Genomic DNA, 17,536 nt, shown 5'->3' on the forward strand with positions numbered 1-17,536 from the left:
CTCAGATCCCCGTATATTCGAAGGTGTTGGTCCGCGGGTTGCGCGTCATCAGCACCACGGCGTTGAAGCCCGCCAACAGCGGATCGATCTTCGCCGTCCCCGACACCTGCTTGGTGATCAAGATGGCGCTGCCGCGCGGCTCGACTTTCGCGTTACCGACACACCAGCTCATCAGCCCCTGGCCGGCATGCTTCAGCGTGCCGTCCTTCAGTTTGCGCTCGGTGCCCTTGATCGCCCCGGTCAGGCGAAACCCCTGCGGCACCGCGACCAGCTGCTCGGCGGTGAAGCCGCGGCCGGATAGTTCGTCGACCAGAGCGGCGACGCCTTGCGGATCCAGCCCGATCGCCGCCTCGGCCGGGAACAGGCCCGCATCCTTCACCCGCTCGAGCAGATCCGCGACCTCGACCAGGTCCTGCGTCGGCTCGTCACAGCGGACCAGCGTCTGCTCGGCCATGAAGTCGTGCAGTTTGCTGACGATATCCTTGCGGCGCTGGAATACGTCCAGGTGCGCCCATGCCCGGTTCCACATCAGCCAGGTGCGCGGATCCGACTTCAGCCGCCCGAGCAGCGCCAGCCCGAACAGATCGTCGAGCCCGCCGCCATCGATGCCGGCGACCGCGACCTCGACCAGTTCGAGGAAGCCCTCGAGCGAACCGTCCCACAATTCGACAGCCGCCTTCGCCTGGGCCCAATATACCGCGCCGATCCAGGCATCATGCCGCAGCCCGACGCCGATCTCGACGTTGAGGTGCTTGGCGTAGAAGACCTGCTTGGTGCCGTCCTCGGCGTCGAGGATCTTCGCGAACTCATCCTCGAGCCAGGTCTGGCTGACCGAGCGACCGATGTTCGGGTTGGTGACGTAGAAATTGGCGGGATCGAGATGCTCGTCCGCCTTCAGCATCTCCTCCGGGAACTCATAGAGCACCGGCAGAAATTTGCGGTTCTCGACGACGCCGTCGCGGACGTCGCGAGCATAGGCCAGCTTCTCCTTGAACACGCCGGCGGGCGGCTCGTCCGACTGCGTCGTCAGGTAGAGCGTATAACCCTCCGGACGCGACACCTGGCCGCCGGTGGCCTCGCGCAACATCGAGTCTGCATTGGCCTTCTTGCCAAACAGCCACAGCTCGTCGACCAGCACGCGGCTGGCCTTCTTGCCCGACACCGTCGCCGCGTCGGCCGCGACGACCTTCAGGGTAGCCTTGGTCTCCCGTTGCGTGATGAGCCGCACATGCTCCTGAATATGGAGCAGGTCGGTCAGCTCCTCGTCCGCGCGGATCATGTCGCAGGCCGGCTTGAAGCTGTTCCCCGCCACCTCGATCGTCGGCGCCAGGATCAGGTTCTCGTCCGACGGGCGCCAGCCGCAGATCAGCTCGGTCAGCATGATCCCGGCCGCGATCGTCGACTTGGTGTTCTTCTTCGACACCAGCAGCATGCCCTCGCGGATCATCTGCTCGCCCGTTTCCGCGTTGTACGCACCGAAGATCGCGGCTGCGAAATCGAGCAGCCATTCGTCCGCGCTCTCGCCGATCGTCCAGGTCTCGTCGGTCGCCGGGTTGATGCCAAGATCCGCAATACGCAGCGCGCAAAATACGGCCATCTTCGCCTCGGCCGAGGCGGGAAACAGCGGTGTGAACGGGATCAGCGTGCGGCGATCGCGGATCCGTCGTTTCCAGTCGAGGCAAGCCGTCGACCAGATAGGAACGGTCAATTGATCGTCCGGGTCGGCGCGCCGATCGCGCCGAACTTACGGCCGGCCGCCGCGGCACGATCCTGCGCCTGCGCCTTCTTGCCCTTGGCCGGCGCGCCCGCCTCGTTGATTGTCTTGAGCGAGCTGGCGAGGTTCTTGAGGATCTGCGATCGCGCCGGCAGCGACACCGCCTTCATCATCGCGTTGCGCCGGTTCTCGTCCTCGTCGTTGGCGGTCATGATCTCGATCGCCTCCTCGAGTTCGCCCTGGTAGCTCGTCATCGCGTCGAGCTCGTCGAGCATGCGGGCGGCCAGCTGGCGGCCGTTTTCGGCGATCGTAGCTGCGTCGATCGGCTCGGACGGCTCGACCGTCGCCGCCTGCGCGGCGCGCGGCGCGGGAAGCAAAGTACGCACCGGTTCGCGCTTGCGGACCGGCCGTTCCCAACCTTTGGCCTTCGCGCGCTTACGAATAGCCGCTTCAGATATTGCGTAACGGTCAGCTATTTCCCGGATCGAGTCGTCGCTCGACAAGTATTCGCGCTCGATTTGCGCCCACTCGTCAGGTGTTTTGCGGGTTGCCATCGCTCAGCCCCCCGCCCCGAAAGTACGCACCCAGGATCGCCCAGGAGGAAAAAATCTCCGCGTGGGAGCCATAGGGGTCCAGCGGGTCGGCCCCCGTTAGGGATCGACCCACCCCCCTGCCCCGCACGTTCAGGCTAGGAGCGCTGCGCGTTCCGCCCGCTGCTTGCGACTGTCGTGGCACGGCTTGCAGAGCGTCTGCAGGTTGGTGAACAGCCAGAAGAGACGCTCGTCGCCACGGTGCGGTTCGCAATGGTCCGCCACCAGGCGCGACGTGTCGGCCGAGGTGAAGCCGCAGCCAGGCCATTGGCAGGTGTAAAGGTCGCGAGTGAACACGAGCACGCGCAGCGCACGCCAGCGCGCCGATTTGTACCACTTGTGCCAGGGCTTGAAGAGGCGGCGGTCGGCGTCGGCGCTGCGCTCGACGGGCGCAAGGGAGCCGATCGTCGGCTTGAGCCTGGCGAGCGTGCTGCCGACGGCCTTGAGCTTCCCCACGGTGGTTACGCGGATGCCAAGTCGATGGTGACCGGATGCCACGGCGCGTCGTGCGCTGGCCGGTCGTAGAAGCGGACGTAGGTGCGCGAGCCAATGACGCGGATCGAGTCCTTGATCGCCTCCATGGCGCGCAGCCAGCGCGGGTCGGTGAAGTCGAGCCGGAGCAGGCGGAACAGCTCAGCGCGGTTGATCCGGCCTTCCTTGTCGACCTGGAAGACGCCGTTGACGATCGCCTGCAGCTCGACCGGCGAGCCGCCTGCCCAGCCCATAAGGCACTCGTCGATCAGCACCTTCGCGGCCTGCAGCTCGGGGCCGAACTCAAGCAGGTCCGCGACCTGCACCTGGGCGCGCTCGCGGCCGTCGAAGGTGAGCAGCGTGATGTTGCCCTTCTTCCCGCCGACGGTCGTGCCGTACTCCTGCGCGAGCAGCGCTTGGAACGCGCCGACGCGCTCGAACGTCCGCGCCTTGAACGCGGCAATGAGGGCGGACAGTTCGCGCGCATCGGTCAGGATGGCACGCACCGTTTCGTCCATGAGCAGGTCGACCGGCTTGACCGCGGCGAGCGGGACCAGGCTGCCCTTGGCGTCACGAAGATACGGGGTGCCGGCGACGTCGACCGCAGCGGGGTGCTTGGCGGTGCTCATGCTGGTGCGCCCTGGTTGGCGGGTGGCGCGACGCGCGCGGCGATCGTCGCGACCGGGAGGATGCTGAGGATCTCGCGCAATAGGCTCACCGGGACGCCGACCAGGGCATGATCCGGATGACCGGCGTCGACCGCGCGCTGAATCGCTTCGCGAGGGATTGCCATCACCAACCGGCCTTCGTGCCATCGGCACTCACATAGAGGGGGGGCCGGGCAGCGCGGGTGACGCTGCCCCGGAAGGCGGCGAGCAGGTCGCGGGCGATGCCCTGCGCCTGCTCCTCGAGGACGTTGTAATCGTCCGAAGATACAACGCCCAGCCGCACTCGTTGGGTCAGCTCATCGAACCGCGGTGTGATGCGTTCGAGCTGATCGGCCAGGTTCGAGTTCGACTGGGCGGCCCCTGCACCGGATCGGGGAACATCGTGATGCATATCAGATCTCCCTTCACGTAGGACGCACGCACAAAGGGGGGCGGGCGGCGTCCAGCGGATACAGCTGTGGCGGGGTCGATTTGCGAGTTAGGTGACCGTTTGGGGAGGTGACCTTGTGGGAAGTTCCCCAAAGGTCACCCCTAGCAGCGCTTCCAGCTATCCAGCGCCGAGACCAGGAGCGATCGCGCCCGTCGGTTGGAAAGCCGCCAGTCCCGCGCGGCCGTCGTTAGCGCCATATCGTCGACGATGATCGCGAGTAGCATCGCACCGTGCGGAGCGACCGCCTCACGCCAACGGGCGTATGCGCGCTCACGAATCACGGCAGCGATTGGCGCGTGTGAAGCGCTGTGCGGTCCGCCACCCGAGCTGCGCGGCTCCAAGTTCGCAGTGCGCACCGCAACCTCGGCCGTGATGGAATGGTACGCCTCGGCGATCTGATCCGCCGCGGCGAGCTGGTGCGCGTCGATCGCACCGGTACCGACGAGGCGGGCGAGCGAACCCTCGCGTCGCGCTTGCGCAGCAGCGTGTTCGTGCGTCTCAGCCGTGCCGTTTGTCTTGTGCGACCAGCGCTCGCGCAGCTGCACGCGCTCTTCGATGCCAGGCACGAGCGTAACCGCCGGCGCCTTGCCTTTCTTGCGCCGGTTGGCGCCCTTTGGTTTCGGACGCGGCTCGCCAAGCACCAAGTGCGCTACGCGCTGTTGCTCGCGTTCGGTTGTGAGAGCAGGCGTTGCCTGGTCAGTAGGTAGGTGTGGCATGGAGATCCCCGGCGTCGACGTCAGGGATATGCTCGAGGATCGCCACGAGCGGGAGATGACCTTGTGGTAACAGCCGCACGCGATCGATGTTCGCGAAATCCTCGTTCACGACGACGCCCAGCTGGCGCATCCGCCCGATCAGCTGCCGCTCAAGCAACCCGGGCACGGTGATAGCCCGTTGCGCGCCGGCTGCGCGCTCGATCATCTTCTCGAACGCCAGCTTCTTCACCAGCGCCTTTGCCCGGGTGTCGCTGACGTCGAGAGCCAGCGCAATCTCGCGCATCGCGGGACTGCGGCCGTGCTCGAGAATGTATTCGGATATGAAATCGAGCGCCTGCTGCTTACGGCTCGCTCGCGCCGGTAGAACCTCTGAATATACGCCCATTAATACCCCGCGTCCCCCAGGGAGAACATAGGGAGAATCCCGATTCAGCGCTAGATCCATGACGGGCACTTCATGTTGGAACGCACCCTAAAGGATTCACACAGCCTGACGACGGGAGTGATGGTCAAATGTTAGGCCCTGTATCCAACCATTGATTGTCGACAGCCCCATTGGCAGCTGCAAGTTTCAGCGATGCGGCGCAATGAGCGAGGATCAGTCTAGGACATAATTGAGGGCTTATGGGCCTTGCGTTCCTTAGCGATCCAGCTGGACCTGAGGGTTGTTGGAGCGCTCATAAAGGCGGCGATCGGACTCATCCCGACCACTCTGCATTAGCCAGGCGCAATGCGGCGGAGGTCCCCTCCGCCGCAGGCAGTTGGGTTGATCGTTACATGAGCCGATCCGCGATGATCAGCATCTCAGGGCTGTCGGAACCAACAGGATCGAATGCGAAATGCCGGACGCGGACCTCCTCGGGGCTGTCGGAAGCGATCTTAAACCTGTCTCCAGCGGTTAAAGCCGTGGTTCTTGTATGGACATAAACGGCGTTCTCTCCAGCTACGATCACACGAAATTGCACTGTGTTACCCTATTCAAGTTTGTTTTGCGGCGGTGTCCCCCTCCACCGTCGCTACCGAAAGCTATCATATGTTGGAGACGAGATATTATAAAATGATCAATATCCCACCTCAAGGCCTTATCGCTCGTATTAACAATTGTTAACGGTGGTTGCACCTAATTACTTAGCGTGGTACCGACGTTAACGGCATGAGATATCTGCCTCACGGTCAAATGCGCGCAATCCTGCCCTGCATTTTTGAGGGATTGCGAATGAAATTAGGCAGCATCAGTCCACTACTTGGACTGGTTGAAAAGCTTGCTCTTCATGCGCCGCTTTCGGCTGAGGATCGGCTCGGGCTACTTGATCTTCCTTACGACTTACGATCCTACGATACCGGAAGCTATCTTCTTCGCGAGGGCGACAAGCCTGACCGGTGCAGTATGCTGGTATCTGGGTTTGCCTACCGCCATAAAATCAACTCGGACGGCCACCGGCAGATTGTTTCGATACTTATTGCGGGTGAAGTATACGACCTGCAGCAGCTGCATCTCTCTACTGCAGACAGTAACGTACAGTCTCTAATACGTTGCGAGGTTGCTACGATATCGCATGACGCACTGCGTACGCTAGTATCTGAACGACCTTCCGTGGCACACGCGTTGTTCGCATTGACAATCGTTGAACTATCAATGTCGCGGGAATGGACACTGAATATCGGGCGCCGCGATGCACGCACCCGTACTGCTCATTTTCTCTGCGAGTTTGCCTACAGACTCGACAAGCGAGGCTTACCGCATGGTCAGCCATACGAACTACCCATGACCCAGGAGCAAATGGGAGATGCCCTCGGCTTGACGACTGTTCATATCAACCGGACCATCAAGGCCCTCGTGCAGGACGGCTTGATCGGCCATAGCAAGCGAGGCGTGACAATTCCTGATTGGGGGGCATTGGTTTCCGAGGCGGGTTTCAACAGCCGATATCTTCACCTGGATGCAACCGCCTCCCGGGCATAAGCTATGTAATTCTAACCGGCTGCGGCGGATACACCCTCCGCCGCAGCCGATCACACCCCGCAGAAACCTGCGATTTGCGAGCAGGCTATGCCACGATGTACCCCAACGATACCCCAGGCAGGCAGCGTTCGACAGCTAGCTCAATCAAAGACGTATCGTGCCTAAGCGGTCATCCGCTTCCGTCCAATTGCAGACATGGGTACGATCGTGCACCTTTGTGGCTCATTCAGGCCACGAGGTAACCAAGCATGAGCTACGAGACGGACTATCGCAGCCGAACGCGAGCTATTGCTGTGTATGGAGCGATCGTTTGCATCGGGGCGGCGCTGGGCTTCCTCGTAAGGGCGGGCGTGATCACCGACCACATCCTTTGGTGACAGCTGCCAACGATCGTAAGACCGCTTCCCTCTCCAAACCAGAAATTGCCGCGAAGGATATACCCTCCGCCGCAGCCTTTCCCAACCCGCGGGAAAGCGCCGCTTCCATCTGCCGGCTTTCACACTGTACCCCAGCGATACCCCAGTACAAAACGCCCAATAGCGGACATGGCCTCTTAGAGACAGACTACCGGAAAGCTTCGGTTGCGGTTTACGGCAAGTATGAGCACAACGCGAGAATGCCCAGGCTTCTAACCACAGTTGTGCTGCTTCTCGCAGGCCTGCCCATCGCGTCGTGCGTATCAGTTCCACCGCCTCCGGAGAACTTAGGTATCGCTTACCGGGCGGTGAGTGGGAGCTTGGGCTATGTCGTGAGTCTCGGATACTTCACTAAAGCCGAGATGAAAGACCCGCTCTGGGAGTATGTGAGGGTTCAGAATGCGTCAATGAACTGGTGCAAATCAGAGTCACGTTATCGAAGTCGAGATGTAAGATGGCTACGATCTAAGGCAGGAGGTGATCAGCAGTGCGCGATGGTCATATACACCCTCGAATGCCTAGAGCCTCGCAACGTGCCGGATACGGTCGATCCGAAATTCAATAATCATCTCGAGCAAACTCGAAGTGAGATGTTGAGCGCTCAAGCGCCGCTTGAGCTAGATTCGGGCTGTCGGCCTAAAAACGCCGGGTGAAGACCTCGAGCAGATAGTAATTAGCCAGACGCGGCAACGTACGCTTTCCTTCCCAACCCGAAAGATATGGCATGCTCAGCAGACTAGTAGCAATGGCACGTCGTTCGGCGGAGGAACCCTCCGCCGCAGCCGATCACACCCCGCAGAAACCTGCGGTTTGCGAGCAGGCTATCCCACGATGCACCCCAACGATACCCCAGGCAGGCAGCGCTCAACAGTTAGCGCGGTCAAAGATGAATCATGCGTCCGTGCTCGTCCTTTAGGCATGGAAGCGCCGATCGACCGCAGCCGGACATTCCTTGGTCCTGTAGTCGCAGGAATAATCCTGATCGTCCTGTTTGGCGGCTATGTCCTCTTTGCGTGGCTGGCAGGCGACGTCTGACGTCCGCTTTCCTCTCCACATCAGACATTCCCGGGGGCGAGACAGCCTCCGCCGCGCCTGGGCAGATCCCGCCGCAATGCTGCATTCTGCCGCAGGCAATGCGGAGATCTACCCCCGGCGACACCCGTCTTAAAACGCCCATAAGCAAAATTCGCGAACTAAAATAATAATTTCAAAATGTGCCGTTCGTTCGCATGCCAGACATCTGGCGAGATCGTGCACGCTTATATTTAGACATCTTCAGTTTATGAGTGCGGAAAGGTCGATCTTTGTTATACCGACAGCCTTTCCTGAAAGAATTACCTCTTCTTTCTTTGGCCCCACGTTAGCAAACTCGATTTCATTCTTAGTCTTCCAATACATTAATCTAAGGCCTTGCTTGTTTTCCGTGACGTGAAGGCGGAAAGCGCCAGCCTTGTCTCTGTCACGTTTCTCATGATGCTTAGCCCCCATTGGCCGGACAAACTTTGCGACGACGTCGGCAACTACTTGCGCACAGTTGTCGAGGCACACCTGGGCGAAGGGTTGATTTCCCGCCGCTTGGCATCGTTGGAGGGATTCAAAGAATTCAGACCCCACCGCGAAGGGCAGTAACGCACCGTCTATTACCTCCTTACCGGCATTTATTAGCATCTCCGATGCTCTTACCGCAATTGCCAAGCAAATGTCGCTTGCGCAATTTGCATCGGCCCATAGTTTTGGCCCCATGCGATGTTTAGACAAGTCCGATAAAGCACGAAACAGTGGAATTTTAGTCTCAAAAGATTTCGATTCCCCGGACTGGGAATGTTCGCGACTGACTTCGATTAGATTGTGGTCCTCACCCGCCCAACCGGGAACGAATCCCACGCAATCGTTAGAGTCATGCATTTTTGAGGCGGTTAGGAGGCAAAGCTTACTCTCGTCAGCAAGTTCAACGGGGGCCATATTACGAACATGATCCGGCCGAAGCACGAACGAGTCCAGGCTTGATAGCAACTGCTCAGTACAAACGGTAGCGGATCGGTCTGACAGGGTGCCGTAGGCTTTATATACGTCCATCGCGGAATATATGCCGTCGAGTTCCAGGATTTCTAGAAACTGACTAATAATATCAAAATCTAGTCCACATCCGATGGCACCAAGAACATCGTCTCCACCCTCTCGCCGCAATAGTTGAATTGGAAGATCGGACGCCGCTACCTCCGACATTGAGAAGGCGCGCGCTATGATTTCTTCAGCTGTATCTGAATCAACACCGTAGTTAGGTATCGCCAACACTGCCGTGTCCACAAATAATGAGATCATTGCTTCGATCGTCTCGCAGCGCGCTTGGCTGATGCGGCCTTGAGGATTTTGGCGACGTCGCTTTGAGACTGATCGAAGAACTCAGCGGGCCAATCGACAACGGATCCATATTCGGTCAAGGCAATAGACCTCAACTTACTTTCCCCAGATTTTCGCTCTGAAAACATAATATTCAGCATAGATCGTAGTGTATCGTCAGATGCCAACGCAACGCGAAGACGCATTCGATCGATCATATATTCACTATGAGTCTCAGCGAGGACCTGTTTTTGCTGAAGGGCTAGGGACAGAAAGAAGTCAGCCAGCCGAGCTTGTACTTTAGGATGCAAATGAAGTTCAGGCTGCTCAAAGATCAGAAAGCTTTCACTGGGTGCTAAAAGTGCCATTACTACGATTGGCAATACCTGGCTCACTCCTACACCAACGTTTGTCAGATCGTGTAAGTCTTTACTTCCCGCGGTGGATACGCGTAGCCTATTACCAAAGACCCCCTCGTCCGCTGTGCGAACCGATTCAGCGACGCCCAAGTACTGAAGCCACGATATTACAGCCACCTGCAGACGATCATACTTCTTGGACGATTCTGATATGTAATCGGATTTTAGATCTTCGGAGGGGGGTGCATAGTAATTAATGTACTTATCTTTATTTAGATCAAGCACTGCGGCGGTATGCTCTCCACGGTAACCAACGTCGGTTGAACTGGGGAGCGCTTCTAACTGATACACCGGTCGCGGCGGGTCTCGGAGAGGCCCTAAATATCGCAGCCCGTCCTTAAAAACATCCTGAATGACCTGCGTGGCAAGACGCAAATTACTTGGCAAAGAAAAATCGAAGTCTTGCTTACTAGGCAATTCTTCCGCGAGGAGGCGGGTAAATATAGTTTTTAATTCACTAATATCTGCTTCAACTTTAGGCGCAGTCCTCGCAGTAATAATAAAATCAAATGGTGGAATAATCTTCTCAACCGCCGATTTCACTTGCTCCACTGTCAAATTGCCTACCGGCAGCGGGGCCTCTTGATGCTTTACGAGCCAATCTGATACGATCTTTGTCGCTTCAGCAGGCAAAGTATCATTAGAAAAAGATGAAGCCGATTGAATGCCCAAGAATCTTCGATCAAATATGAACTTGGCAATCTCAGCGGCCCGTTTTGCCGAGGCATCATAACTCATGCCGACATACGCTGGTAGAAATCGATCAAGCGACGCGCCGATTAGTTGGCAGCCTGGCTTATCTTTGCTCAATTCATCTATTGAAAGCGGATCAAGTATTACCGCAAAAGGTAACACGGCCTGATGTTTCGGGCCTTTAGGAGCCACCATGTTTAGATTTTGACGCTGCGGTCCACTTTGCTCAACTTTGACTATATCGATTGCCAAACTATCGAGATCTGGTGAGAAGCGACTTTGTGGAGCGGAATGTCGTTTAGCTTCCTTAGACTTTGTCCAATTAGCCTGAACTACAATCTCGCTTAGGTAAGATTCCTGCTTAAGGCCAAAAAATTGCGCATGAGCCTTGCCCACCCATTGCTGGCTTATTGTGCGCATAGCCGACTGGCTGAATGACATGCGGAAGCCAATTATAAAATTTTCTGGGCTACCTGTCGATGTAATCACCTCATCTACCGACCCCAGACGCAACAGAGGCCCATTCAGCAATAGCGTTCGGTCAGTGGCGCCGTACTGAAGAGTCTGTTTTAGCAATAAGATACTTTGTATAAGTGTACTTTTACCACTACTATTAGCGCCGGCCACGAGATTAATCATGCTAAGCGGAACATCATGGTCGCCGTTATAAGACTTAATGTTAGAAATCTTCCAACTGGTGATCATAGTATTATGTCCAACCCCTCAGAATGCGTTTGCATGCACTCATTCCTAGGAAGCCTAGGCAAGAAAGCGCGCAAAGACAATTAAGATCATGCACCCAGGGTTTGCGCAAACCAGAAAGTGAGAGGGAGCGCACCGCTGCGAGACGGTGACGTTCACGGCGATAAAATGATTGAGCCCGGAGTTTCAGTGTTGATAGTCAAACGGATACTACCATGCGATCGCGACCACGGCGGAGCCGAGCCAAGTTACCGAAGCGTGCATTACTCCCCTTTTTGGTGCGACTGCGGCGGAGGATCCCTCCGCCGCGGCGTATAAAGACCCCCGGAAAAGCGCGGTTTTTGATGCCGGTTTAGGGCAACGTACCCCGACGATACCCCAGCCTACTGGGTCGTCCGCGCAGCCTTACGTTCCAAAAGCAAATCGAGCTTGCCGCCCTGTTTCGCCTGTTCAACCTGCAACGCGGTCATACGACTTTCGACAGCCACGATCCGATTGCCGACGTTGTCGGACTTTAAGCTAGTGAATACGTACAGACCAATGATGGCGACGAACGGGGTGATCGCACCAGCAATAATCCAGCCGGTCAACCGACGCACATCGTCGTGCAACTGCTTCAGCTGTCCGTTGACGCTTTCTTTCCAATCGTCGGTCATCCCGCCTGATGTGCCATCGCCGCTGCCGCCCTTCAAGCGCTCCCGTGCGTCCCGCTCCCGCGCCGCCTCTTCTAATTGACGCAGATGCTTCAGCCGTTCATCAAGGTTCGAGGCCATCAGTCCGTCTCAATCATGATGGCGATGCGCTCGACAGCAGCCGCAATGGCATCGCCAGCGACGGCAAGCTGGGCGATGGCCTTCGGTCGTTCGTCTAACAAGATATGACCTAAGACCTGTTGATGGGCGTTTAGCCCGTCAATTAAGTCGAGCAAGACTGCCCGAATTTGCAATTTCGCCAACTTAGAGCCGTCATCACTCATCGATTCGCTTCCCACCTGCAGGCCTAATTAAGAACATAAAACGAACGAGAGGCTGTGACGGTTTGGAGAGATCAGTAGACGGTACCGAACAATCATGCTCGCAGCGCTGCATTCCGTGTGAGCGTCCGGTTCACAGTCAGTCACCCACTCGCGCTCCCCAGTTCGGCTTGATATAGAACATATAAGGAACAGGAGGGCTGAGTCGGTTTGGATAAATCGGTGTTCCGGGACACCCCCGGATGTAGGACGGGATGCATACCCTGCGATTCGCATTGCGCTGTCATCGCTGCAGTTCGCGATCGTCATTGGAACGGGCTTCAGAATCTGCTGGCGGGACCGATCGGCTGGACCGCAGGCGAGGCGGCCGAGGAAGCTCGATCAGTCGCCCTTGCAGCTGCGACAGCCCGGTGGGCAGCAGCTGAGCGAGCTCACGCCCGAGTTCGTCCAGATGCCATCCCTCTATTGGCCGGAACTCGTGTATCGCCAGTAGAAGCCCCTCAAACATATCTGCCAAAGCGTTCTCACTCGGGAGTGATACAGGCAGCAGAACCTGATGGGGCGATGGCACTGCTGGCGGGGCGGCATTCAGATCAGGATCGTCAGTTTCCCCGGTAAGGTATGCTGACGTCGTATCGAGCGCGCGCGCGATGCGATGCATGTAAGACGAGCCAGAACTGATCCCAGCCTCCAACTTTCCGATCGTCGGCTGAGACAAGCCCGAGCGCTTCGCCAAAGCGCCCTGTGAAAGCCCTTTCGCCTTCCGCCTTTCAGCAATGCGCTGACCTATCCGCATCAGCACGTTCTATTCGCATTAGAATAGGCCGGTAGCATCGATTCGCAATTGACGATGTATTCTATATAGAATAGGTCGTTGTCATGGCTATCGAGCATCACATCGAATCACCGCTCGCACGAGCGGTTCGTGCTGCAGATGGACAGTCGGCGTTTGCGCGGATCATCAAGCGTAGCCAGTCCTACGTTTACAAGCTTCTGCGAGACGGAAAGCCGCTTCCTGCTGAGGAAACGATCCTCGTTGACCAAGCGAAACTCGGCTTTTCTAAAGAGCAGCTTCGTCCTGACCTGTTCGGTCCGGAGCCAGCCGCACAGCCCTTGTCCGGCAACATCGAGCCAGCTCGATGACGCGGGCCCCATCACCAGTTTCTCTCGGCCGCTACGTTGGCGGCGAGCGTCGACGGCATTCCTCCCCCCGGTTGCCGTCGACGTACACCTCATTGCGGCATATTTGCCCGCGCCAAGCGCGGCGCGCATCGGGAATCAAAACTGGTGTTTCCCGTCATGGGTGACGTGCAGCTGCCAGTCGCAGAGCGTCGGCTCGCCGAGGCAACCAAGCGGGCCGTGCAGGCCGCAGGCGGTGGAAAGGTGTGCGAGGACGAGACCGGGCTCTCGGACACACGGATCTCGTGCTTCTGCTCAAAGAACGATCGCGCCAGCATCTCAATCCGCAACGCCGTTCGGATCGACGGCATCGGCGCTCGCGAGGATGGGCATCCTCACATTCTGAGCGCGATGGCGAGCCTGCTGGGCGCGGTCGTGATCATGCTACCGGAGCGCGATGGGGCAGAGCCCTGTCTGCGTACTGGCGTGATGGCGCTCAGCATCGAAGTGGGCGACGTCTCTCGCGCCGTGTCGGACGCGCTTGCCGGCACCGGCGAGGACGGTGCGAAGGTGACACCTCGCGAGGCCCAGGCAGCGCTAGATCACATCGCTGATCTCGAACGCGCCACCGCCAAGCTACGCTACCAACTCGAGCACATCGGCTCTCCACCGGAAGCGCCACCCTAACCCCCATCCGCCGCTCACCTAACACCGCCGCCCCCGACCCGCCCGCGATCATCATGATTCCCGGGGCGGGAAACTGCTGCCTGGACTCTCCCCATGCTCGATCGACGCGAAGCCCTCACGAACAGATCGAAGGTCCTACGGTGGCAGGCTAGCACTCTGCAGGCGCTAAATCTGCTCACCGACGATGACATCCCGCAAAGCATGCGGTTACTGCTCGACGCCATTGATCACCTTGATGTCGCAGCCGGCGGGAACCTCGACCAGCAGGTCGCGGCATGACGCTGACCCCTGGACAATACCTGCGGACACGTCGCGAGGCGGCAGGACTATCGATCGCCGATGTGGCCGAGCGGATCGCAACTGCGCCGCGCTGGGCACAACATCTCGGCCGCGGCTGGCTTGCGCAGATCGAGAGCGACCAGATGCCTGCGTCGTTCAACACGATCGTCGTGCTTCACCAGGTGCTGCAATTCGACCTCGGCGCGCTGGTCGCTCTGTCAGCGAAGGGTGTCGAAGCTCCCCGCTTGTGCGTCGTATGCGCCTGCAGCGAAGCAGACCGCTGTGTCGGTCTTGCCGGACCGTGCTTGTGGATCTCAGACGATCGCTGCAGCGCATGCGCTGGCAGCGCCCCCAGGAGCAACACTGATGCTGCGTAGGAACGCTGCCGTCGTGACGTTCGTAATCTTGCAGGTCGACGCGATGAATACTGCGCGGGAGAACGTATGACGGTCGCCTCCCCCGAACGGGTCGGGATTGCCGGTGCCGTATTGATCACCGGCCTGTCCCGCCGCACCCTGCAGGACCTCGCGCCATCGATTCCCGGCGCGAGCAAGCCGGCAGGGCGCTGGCTCTTTGCCGTCGTCGAACTCCGCGCTTGGGTCACACGTACAACGAAGAGGCCTTCATGCCGAAAAATCTATACGTCCGCGCGGGCATCTACTGGGCGCGCTTCAAGGTCCGCGGTGTCGAATACCGAGAAAGCCTACGAACGCGTTCTGAGCGGGTCGCGGTGAAGAGACTGGCGCTTTTACGTGAGCAGGTCGAGGACGAGTCAGTTTTCGGCGTCGCCGGCCCTGTAAGCTGGGCTGATGCCGTGGTGAGCTGGAGCCAGCGCATTTCCACAGCCGTCGGTGCTCAAACCTACACCCGCTACCTATGCAGCTTGCGCCAGGTCCGCGGGCACTTCGACCAGTTGTCAGTGCAGCAGATCTCGGCTGACATCCTGAAGGACCTCATCAAGGCGCGTCGACGCGCCGGGGTGAAGAACGCGACGATACGCCGCGATCTTACGGCGGTTTCAAGCGTGCTCGACAACGCGGCCGACGAAGGCTGGATCTCTGATAATCCGGCGGTCGGACTGAACCGACGTCGAATCGTGCCGGAGCGAACCGAGCGGATCGTCCTGCCTCAGGACGCCTCGATCGCGATGGTCTTCCCGCGCCTCGTCCCACGTGTGCGTGACCTATGCGAATTTACGCGCGAAACCGGTCTGCGCCTCGACGAGGTCACCGGTCTGCGCCACGCGTCGATCGATCGCAATGAGCGGACGATCACAGTCGAGAAGGGCAAGGGCGATAAGCTGCGCGTCGTACCGCTGACGAAAATTGCGGAGGCAATCATCGATCGGCAGCCGCGCTACATCGGTAAGCCGTGGGTGTTCTGGAAGGACAAGGGACAGCGCCTGACGGAGGTATCGTCGCGCCTCGGCGATCTGACACGGCGGGTGGCACAGAAAGCGGCACGCGAAGAGGTGGAGTTCCACCGCTTCAGTCACCATGACTTTCGTCACCTGTTCGCCGTTGAGTACCTCCGGTCGGGACGCGGCTCGATCTACGATCTACAGGGCGAGTTAGGCCACAGCACGATCACCGTGACCGAGCGCTATCTCGCGTTTCTTACACCTGACCAGGCGAAGAGCGCCAAGTCGGTGATGGCACAGCGCGGGGCACACTCCCCACGGTTCGAGGCCGCGAACGCTTGATGAAACCGCGCGTTTCTGCCCTTTTTGCGCCATTCCCGGGGGTGGCACGCTACGTCTTCCTAAACCGTAGGCCGCGTGTTCAAATCTCGCCGGGGGCACCAGCTTTTCCGCCAGACCATGGCGACGTGACACCCCCTTCAGTTGAGCATTTTTGGCGCGGTGGTCGGCAGCAGGGGTGCGATGGGGATGCCCTCGTCGACCAGCGCTTTGGCATCGGCGACGCTTGCCTGCCCGTGGATGATCGCCTGTTTTTCCTCGCCCAGATGCATTGCACGAGCGCGTTCGGCGAATGCCGTGCCGACCCATTCGGACGTTTTGAGCGCCTCGGCCTGCTGGTTCGCGAGCCGCTGCATCACCGCCTTGATCGCACCCGGCGTCGGCGCATCGGGCTTGCGGTTGCCCTTCGATGCAATGGCGGGCGCCATCAGCGCCTTGGTGACGTCGCCGCTGTCGCACAGCGGGCACCGGACCTGTCCTGCGGCGCGCTGCTCTTCATACGCCGCGGTCGATCCGAACCAGGCCTCGAAGACATGGCCGCGCCGCATTTCAGGTCGAAGACGATCATCGCACGACCGTAACGGCAGGTATCAGCCGCCGATGCTGCAGCACCGGGATCCGCGACCGGACCGCATCGACGCTGGCGGGATCGAGATCGCCGAAGGCAAGGCCCGCCTCCTCCCCCATGTCGAGGATCACCTCGCCCCACGGATCGACCACGAGCGAATGCCCATAGGTAGCGCGACCATCGGCGTGGATGCCGGTCTGCGCGGCGGCGACGACATAGGCCCCCGCCTCGATCGCGCGCGCACGCAGCAGGACATGCCAGTGTGCGGCGCCGGTGGGCCGGGTGAACGCGGCCGGCACGGACAGTAACGTCGCGCCCGCATCGCTAAGCGCGCTGTAGAGCGCGGCGAACCGCAGGTCGTAACAGATCGATGCGCCGACCATCCCCGCGGGCGTATCGACCACGATCGCGGTCTCGCCGCCGACATAGGCCGCGGACTCGCGCCAGCTTTCGCCCGACGGAAGATCGACGTCGAACAGATGCAGCTTGTCGTAGCGTGCCCGGATCGTCCCCGAAGAGTCGATCAGAAACCCACGATTGGCGAACTTGCCATCGTCACGGCGGATCGCGAGCGACCCGAGATGTACCCAGATCCCCACAGCCGCCGCGGCATCGCGGACGCTGGCGAGGACGATGTCCTGGTCCTCGCCAACGATCGCCTCTCCGGCCCGACACCGGTCGCGATCGATCAGCCCGGACATTTCGGGCGTGAACAGCATCCCGGCACCCGCTTTCCCCGCCGCACCGATCGCATCGGTCAGCGTCGCTGCATTGACCGCGGGATCGATCCCGCTGGTCATCTGAAGGACGCCGATCCGAGGCATCAGGCGAGCAGGGGGTCGAGACCGCCCTTTGCATCGAGCGCGGCGAGATCGTCCGAGCCGCCGATATGCTTACCGTCGATAAAGACCTGCGGCATGGTCATGCGGCCGCCCGACCGCTCGACCATCTCCGCCTTTTTCGGGCCGCCCATCGTGACGTCGAACGTCTCGGGCTCGACGCCCTTCGATGCGAGAAGCTTCAGCGCCCGCGAGCAATAGGGGCAGAACTGCTTGATGTAGATTTCAACTTTAGCCATTCGATGGAAAT

The 17,536-nt window shown here is 59.5% G+C and carries 21 protein-coding genes; 6 read left to right on the forward strand and 15 right to left on the reverse strand.

The genetic code is table 11. The features are described from left to right. Position 1: 1 nt before the first annotated feature. The 8 genes from EV283_RS02285 to EV283_RS02315 form a co-directional block, all read right to left on the reverse strand. Positions 2 to 1,708: a terminase large subunit gene (locus EV283_RS02285; protein WP_207223022.1), complete on the reverse strand. Its 1,707-nt coding sequence runs from the start codon at positions 1,706 to 1,708 to the stop codon at positions 2 to 4. After that, positions 1,705 to 2,100, reverse strand: a complete 396-nt coding sequence (locus tag EV283_RS02290) for a hypothetical protein (protein ID WP_242615748.1) — start codon at positions 2,098 to 2,100, stop codon at positions 1,705 to 1,707. Before EV283_RS02290 ends, EV283_RS02285 begins: the two co-directional genes overlap by 4 nt. Before the next feature lie 297 nt (positions 2,101 to 2,397). Continuing rightward, a complete protein-coding gene (locus tag EV283_RS02295; protein WP_130322338.1) occupies positions 2,398 to 2,760 on the reverse strand; it encodes an HNH endonuclease in 363 nt (120 codons plus the stop codon). Positions 2,761 to 2,765: 5 nt separating this feature from the next. After that, positions 2,766 to 3,404: a DUF3164 family protein gene (locus tag EV283_RS02300; protein ID WP_056411395.1), complete on the reverse strand. Its 639-nt coding sequence runs from the start codon at positions 3,402 to 3,404 to the stop codon at positions 2,766 to 2,768. Then, positions 3,401 to 3,568, reverse strand: coding sequence for a hypothetical protein (locus EV283_RS19040; protein ID WP_165391676.1), 168 nt, complete (start codon positions 3,566 to 3,568; stop codon positions 3,401 to 3,403). Before EV283_RS19040 ends, EV283_RS02300 begins: the two co-directional genes overlap by 4 nt. Beyond that, positions 3,568 to 3,834 carry a hypothetical protein gene (locus tag EV283_RS02305; RefSeq protein ID WP_130322340.1) on the reverse strand — a complete coding sequence of 89 codons (267 nt, stop codon included), beginning with the start codon at positions 3,832 to 3,834 and terminating at the stop codon, positions 3,568 to 3,570. The genes EV283_RS19040 and EV283_RS02305 overlap by 1 nt, the downstream gene beginning before the upstream one ends. Before the next feature lie 140 nt (positions 3,835 to 3,974). Then, positions 3,975 to 4,517, reverse strand: coding sequence for a hypothetical protein (locus tag EV283_RS02310; RefSeq protein WP_130322342.1), 543 nt, complete (start codon positions 4,515 to 4,517; stop codon positions 3,975 to 3,977). Between the two features lie 52 nt (positions 4,518 to 4,569). Further along, positions 4,570 to 5,034 carry a hypothetical protein gene (locus EV283_RS02315; protein ID WP_130322344.1) on the reverse strand — a complete coding sequence of 155 codons (465 nt, stop codon included), beginning with the start codon at positions 5,032 to 5,034 and terminating at the stop codon, positions 4,570 to 4,572. Positions 5,035 to 5,766: 732 nt separating this feature from the next. On the opposite strand from EV283_RS02315, the gene EV283_RS02320 reads away from it, so the two are divergent. Beyond that, positions 5,767 to 6,552 carry a Crp/Fnr family transcriptional regulator gene (locus EV283_RS02320; protein ID WP_242615749.1) on the forward strand — a complete coding sequence of 262 codons (786 nt, stop codon included), beginning with the start codon at positions 5,767 to 5,769 and terminating at the stop codon, positions 6,550 to 6,552. A gap of 1,691 nt (positions 6,553 to 8,243) precedes the next feature. Here EV283_RS02320 and EV283_RS02325 read toward each other — a convergent pair. From EV283_RS02325 to EV283_RS02340, 4 genes are all read right to left on the reverse strand, one after another. Beyond that, complete coding sequence (locus EV283_RS02325) at positions 8,244 to 9,290, reverse strand: hypothetical protein (protein ID WP_130322348.1); 1,047 nt, start codon at positions 9,288 to 9,290, stop codon at positions 8,244 to 8,246. After that, positions 9,287 to 11,125 carry an AAA family ATPase gene (locus EV283_RS02330; protein WP_130322350.1) on the reverse strand — a complete coding sequence of 613 codons (1,839 nt, stop codon included), beginning with the start codon at positions 11,123 to 11,125 and terminating at the stop codon, positions 9,287 to 9,289. The genes EV283_RS02325 and EV283_RS02330 overlap by 4 nt, the downstream gene beginning before the upstream one ends. A gap of 380 nt (positions 11,126 to 11,505) precedes the next feature. Continuing rightward, a complete protein-coding gene (locus EV283_RS02335; protein ID WP_130322352.1) occupies positions 11,506 to 11,895 on the reverse strand; it encodes a hypothetical protein in 390 nt (129 codons plus the stop codon). Further along, positions 11,895 to 12,098 carry a hypothetical protein gene (locus EV283_RS02340; RefSeq protein WP_130322354.1) on the reverse strand — a complete coding sequence of 68 codons (204 nt, stop codon included), beginning with the start codon at positions 12,096 to 12,098 and terminating at the stop codon, positions 11,895 to 11,897. The genes EV283_RS02335 and EV283_RS02340 overlap by 1 nt, the downstream gene beginning before the upstream one ends. 876 nt (positions 12,099 to 12,974) lie before the next feature. On the opposite strand from EV283_RS02340, the gene EV283_RS02350 reads away from it, so the two are divergent. From EV283_RS02350 to EV283_RS02370, 5 genes are all read left to right on the forward strand, one after another. Further along, positions 12,975 to 13,238 carry a YdaS family helix-turn-helix protein gene (locus EV283_RS02350; RefSeq protein ID WP_130322358.1) on the forward strand — a complete coding sequence of 88 codons (264 nt, stop codon included), beginning with the start codon at positions 12,975 to 12,977 and terminating at the stop codon, positions 13,236 to 13,238. A 144-nt stretch (positions 13,239 to 13,382) separates the two neighbouring features. Further along, entirely contained in the window at positions 13,383 to 13,901 is a 519-nt protein-coding gene (locus tag EV283_RS02355) for a phage regulatory CII family protein (RefSeq protein WP_130322360.1), read from the forward strand. Between the two features lie 93 nt (positions 13,902 to 13,994). After that, positions 13,995 to 14,180, forward strand: coding sequence for a hypothetical protein (locus EV283_RS02360; protein WP_130322362.1), 186 nt, complete (start codon positions 13,995 to 13,997; stop codon positions 14,178 to 14,180). Next, positions 14,177 to 14,557: a helix-turn-helix transcriptional regulator gene (locus tag EV283_RS02365; RefSeq protein WP_130322364.1), complete on the forward strand. Its 381-nt coding sequence runs from the start codon at positions 14,177 to 14,179 to the stop codon at positions 14,555 to 14,557. The genes EV283_RS02360 and EV283_RS02365 overlap by 4 nt, the downstream gene beginning before the upstream one ends. Positions 14,558 to 14,805: 248 nt before the next feature. Then, positions 14,806 to 15,882 carry a site-specific integrase gene (locus tag EV283_RS02370; protein WP_130322366.1) on the forward strand — a complete coding sequence of 359 codons (1,077 nt, stop codon included), beginning with the start codon at positions 14,806 to 14,808 and terminating at the stop codon, positions 15,880 to 15,882. A gap of 137 nt (positions 15,883 to 16,019) precedes the next feature. Here the strand turns inward: EV283_RS02370 and EV283_RS02375 are convergent, their stop codons facing one another. Genes EV283_RS02375 through grxC form a run of 3 tightly spaced genes read right to left on the reverse strand, consistent with a single transcriptional unit; the run spans position 16,020 to position 17,525 of the window. After that, the gene (locus EV283_RS02375) at positions 16,020 to 16,427 is read right to left on the reverse strand and encodes a DUF1178 family protein (RefSeq protein WP_347400194.1); all 408 of its coding nucleotides are present in this window, start codon (positions 16,425 to 16,427) and stop codon (positions 16,020 to 16,022) included. 16 nt (positions 16,428 to 16,443) lie between these two features. After that, the gene (locus EV283_RS02380) at positions 16,444 to 17,271 is read right to left on the reverse strand and encodes a carbon-nitrogen hydrolase family protein (protein WP_130322368.1); all 828 of its coding nucleotides are present in this window, start codon (positions 17,269 to 17,271) and stop codon (positions 16,444 to 16,446) included. Next, complete coding sequence (gene grxC / locus EV283_RS02385; protein WP_056411423.1) at positions 17,271 to 17,525, reverse strand: glutaredoxin 3; 255 nt, start codon at positions 17,523 to 17,525, stop codon at positions 17,271 to 17,273. The genes EV283_RS02380 and grxC overlap by 1 nt, the downstream gene beginning before the upstream one ends. Between the last annotated feature and the right edge of the window lie 11 nt (positions 17,526 to 17,536).

Source organism: Sphingomonas sp. BK036 (assembly GCF_004216825.1).
Taxonomy (GTDB): domain Bacteria; phylum Pseudomonadota; class Alphaproteobacteria; order Sphingomonadales; family Sphingomonadaceae; genus Sphingomonas.